Origin of the sequence: Schlesneria paludicola DSM 18645 (assembly GCF_000255655.1) — a bacterium.
Classification (GTDB): domain Bacteria; phylum Planctomycetota; class Planctomycetia; order Planctomycetales; family Planctomycetaceae; genus Schlesneria; species Schlesneria paludicola.
Genome location: NZ_JH636435.1, coordinates 305,916 through 309,392, shown reverse-complemented (window position 1 = coordinate 309,392; position 3,477 = coordinate 305,916). Strand labels below are relative to the sequence as shown.

The window sequence follows — 3,477 nt, the reverse complement described above, 5'->3', positions numbered from 1 at the left end:
GATAACAGCCCGTCAAACAGAATTCAATGAGTCCTGACCCCTTTGGTTTCCCCGAAGACGGCATGGTGAATTCAAATCGAGTTAAGATTCTGAGGGAGCTCGGCAAGGTGAGTGCAGTCAAGAAAACTGAATTGATTAAATCAGGATTCGAAGCGGCTCAATTGACAATCACCATGATGAGAACGGTCTTTAACCGAATTCCTCCCAGGAAGATCGTCGATTTTTATATCAACAGCGATGCAAAGCCGAAGCAGCTGTCCGAAGACATTTGGAACGAATTCGGCGATGGAACAATTGAATGTATGAAAGATGGCGTCCACATGCTTGCTGTCCTGTGGCAAAGCGCATGGGTTGCCGGAGACGGTGACACGAGCATCTCTGCATCGGCTCGAAAAGCAATTACCAAATCGCATGCGATGAAGATTTGCCAGGACGCGGACTTTTTACCTTCAGTTGGAATCGCCGATATCCAACAATACTTATGAATTCGCTCATAAAGGGCTCAAGAACAAAGCTCCGGATTTCGCTTCGGGTGAAATATGTCAGTATTTGGCAAGATTATCAAATTCAATTCGGATCGAGATCCCTCTCTATTGAAAGTGAAGTTCGACCGAATGAGCGTCAGTCCGTTCGCGTTCTTCCGTGGGACAAACCATCTGTTTGTTGATATCTGGTCCGATCTGTCTCCGCCGGCCCCAGGGCCATCAATTCTGATTTGTGGCGATTTACATGTCGAAAACTTCGGAGCATTTAGAACCGAGAACGGAAACTGGTGCTTCGGAATCAACGACTTCGACGATGCTTCGATTGCTGCATGCAGTATGGATATCGTTCGCTGTGCGTCGAGCATCCTTCTTGCGGCCGTCGATTGGAAGCTCTCTCCGGTCGATGCCGCAGGCTTGGTTTTAATCTTTTTGGATGAGTACCGTGCAACGATCGTCGAGAGTCAACATTCGAACAAAATCGGACGTGTTGATAATGAGGACGGAAAAAATCTGATCGGCCGCGTACTCGGTTCTCATAGATTCGAATCCCACAAGCGAATGATCGCCGGACTCACAAATCGGAGAGGGAACAAGATCCGTCGTGACAAGCGGCTGCGACCCGCGCTGTTCGAGTGGCTCGCAGCAAGAATTAAAAGCGATGTGCAAGATTATTTGCAGAGCAAGAAGGACTTGGGAGGTTACTGCGCATTGGACGTAACGGGCAGAATCGCGGGAATTGGAAGCGTCGGAAACGAAAGATATGTTGCACTGATCGCAACCCAGGCAAAAAAGGGCAAGCGACTTCTGGATATCAAGCTTGCCGTGCAATCCCCGATATCTGACGCCTCAAAACAGGCTGCGTACTATTCAACTGAAGCCGAGCGAATTGTTATCGCACAGCGACAAATTCAGGGGGAAAACACAGTCGGCTTGGACTTCGCGGAATTTCAAAGCAAATCCTTTCGAGTTCGCGAGATGGTTCCGGACGAAAACAGGTGCCAGATCGACTGTTTCCGAGAAAAACCAACCAGACTAAGTGCAGCCCTTAAAGTGATAGGTCGAGTGGTTGGCTGGTCTCAATTGCGTGGGGCGAAATTCGGAACTTTCGATCGCCAAGGGGAGTTGGAAAATTGGGCTCGTGGAGCGAATCTCGATGCCGTGCTCAAATCTTCCGTTCGTTACGCTAAACGTACGACGGAAGATTTGAGCGAGTTTACGCACGCCTATCGCCGCGAACGACTTCATCGTTAGTTCGTGTGAACACTCCCGAGGCTTGGTTGTCTTCAGATACGAAAATGATATCTTGCAGTTCTGTTTTTGTTCTCAACAGGTATTCAACCGGAAAGCGACTCAACTATGAAAGCGATCATTGCTGAAATTGCTGTGATGCTTGTAGCCTTCACTCGTTTGGCTGGTGCTCAGGAGTTGACTTCGACTGGAATGCTGGCAACCGGGACGATGAGCCGATCTAAGATTGTGGCTGATGACTTTCAGTTGGGAGACCTAATGTATGTCAAGGTCCGTCAGCCTGCTGGAATTGGTGACATTTATGTTTCCGTGCATCTCTATTACTCCGATGACACCCAGGGCGACAATTCGCAAGATGCTTTTGTGCCTGTGAGACCATCGAATGATGCACTCGGTGAAGCTTATACCTCTGCACATGATGGGGGTGTTCGTGATTTCGTTAAATTCTCGGCAACGAACGAAAGTACAATTAGACACGTTAGCTTGTTCATTCCGTATAAAGCTGCGTCGCTGCCGCTCGGCAGACAGTTTAGGCGCCGTTACGCAATAATCCTTTGGGACAGAACCAATACTCGCGTCAGCACTAAGTGGTTAAAGCCAGAGCTCGTCGAGGCGAATCCAGATGCTTCCGGGACCGTAATCATTACCACTGTTTCTTTTTCAGCCCCGTGTGCCTTGCCTGAAAGTGGACCGTTGGTTCCGACTCCCCAATCAACAGACCATGGAAAACTGCAGTTTTTCAATTCCAGTTCAGGAGATTGGATATGTCCCGTAGCGAATTGACGGAAGCCGACGAAATACAAAGAAAACTTTCGGTGCAACGGCTGACACATATCTTTTTCGTCTCGCTCAAATTTGGTTTTCCGCTTTTAGGAATTTGGCTGATTGTTGCACTTGTTGTTCCATTTTGCTTTTCCGCCTCTATCGACAAAGTCGTAGATGCGAAGCTCACCTTTCTGAGTCTTGGCTGCATGTTTGGGATTGTCCAATTATTTCTCGGTGTATTACTGGCAATGATCGGCGTAACAAGTGATTTCAAAGTCGACGCGTCTGCGGGAACGGCGACTGTAAAGCTCGCCGCCGCCTCGCCGGGCATCTTGTTAATTGTCTTGGGTAACGCGGTCTTTTGCGTTACATTGATGCGACAAATTGAACTCTCCGAAACACGTCAAGAGCGACGCAATACTCAATTGAGGCATGAGGCGTCATCTGATGGCCATGAATCGATATTGCCAAAAGGCCCTCAATGAGAATTTAACCAGAGTCATTGCAGCCATAAGCGCCCCACCATTGAGTCTGGCAAGGACTCGGCGGATAAGCCAACTGGCAGAACGAATGACAAACACTGCGTACTCAACAATACTCAAAAAGGGCAACTCAAAGGGGTCAGGACTCAATGTTGGTGTTTTGGTCGTCGATTTCTGGAAAGTGGATTCTTTGGCGACCTCGATTTCTGAGCGTCGAGGCCAAACCCAGCCGTGCGGCGGCCTGTTCGATCCATTCGAGCGATCCGTGTGGGCAGCCTTTCTGAGCGGATTTGCGGATGGCAGAAAGTTCCTGCTCCGTCAAAGGCTCGTTGACCCGATGGACCCAATTGGGTGACCGAGGGATTGGCCACGGCGACAACAATGCCGGATCGGGGTCAGCCGGTTGCATCCATCGCCAAAGTGAACCCCATCTCCAGTCCTCCGCCTGCTTGACTAGCCCGGCTCGAACAGCATTCCGCTCGACGTAACGGCAAACA

Annotated in this window: 4 protein-coding genes and 1 pseudogene; 4 read left to right on the top strand and 1 reads right to left on the bottom strand. The window is 49.5% G+C overall.

From position 1 onward, the window contains the following. The first annotated feature begins 26 nt into the window (after positions 1-26). The 4 genes from OSO_RS0118640 to OSO_RS0118625 all read left to right on the top strand — a co-directional run bounded on the left by OSO_RS0118640 (position 27) and on the right by OSO_RS0118625 (position 2,983). Positions 27-485: a hypothetical protein gene (locus OSO_RS0118640; RefSeq protein ID WP_010584714.1), complete on the top strand. Its 459-nt coding sequence runs from the start codon at positions 27-29 to the stop codon at positions 483-485. A 54-nt stretch (positions 486-539) separates the two neighbouring features. Beyond that, positions 540-1,736, top strand: a complete 1,197-nt coding sequence (locus OSO_RS0118635; protein WP_010584713.1) for a DUF2252 family protein — start codon at positions 540-542, stop codon at positions 1,734-1,736. Between the two features lie 105 nt (positions 1,737-1,841). Continuing rightward, entirely contained in the window at positions 1,842-2,516 is a 675-nt protein-coding gene (locus OSO_RS0118630) for a hypothetical protein (protein WP_010584712.1), read from the top strand. After that, positions 2,498-2,983 (top strand): hypothetical protein, encoded by a 486-nt coding sequence (locus OSO_RS0118625; RefSeq protein ID WP_010584711.1) that lies wholly within the window; start codon positions 2,498-2,500, stop codon positions 2,981-2,983. Before OSO_RS0118630 ends, OSO_RS0118625 begins: the two co-directional genes overlap by 19 nt. 136 nt (positions 2,984-3,119) lie before the next feature. Here the strand turns inward: OSO_RS0118625 and OSO_RS52040 are convergent. Beyond that, a pseudogene (locus OSO_RS52040) lies at positions 3,120-3,477 on the bottom strand (transposase); the annotation flags it as partial.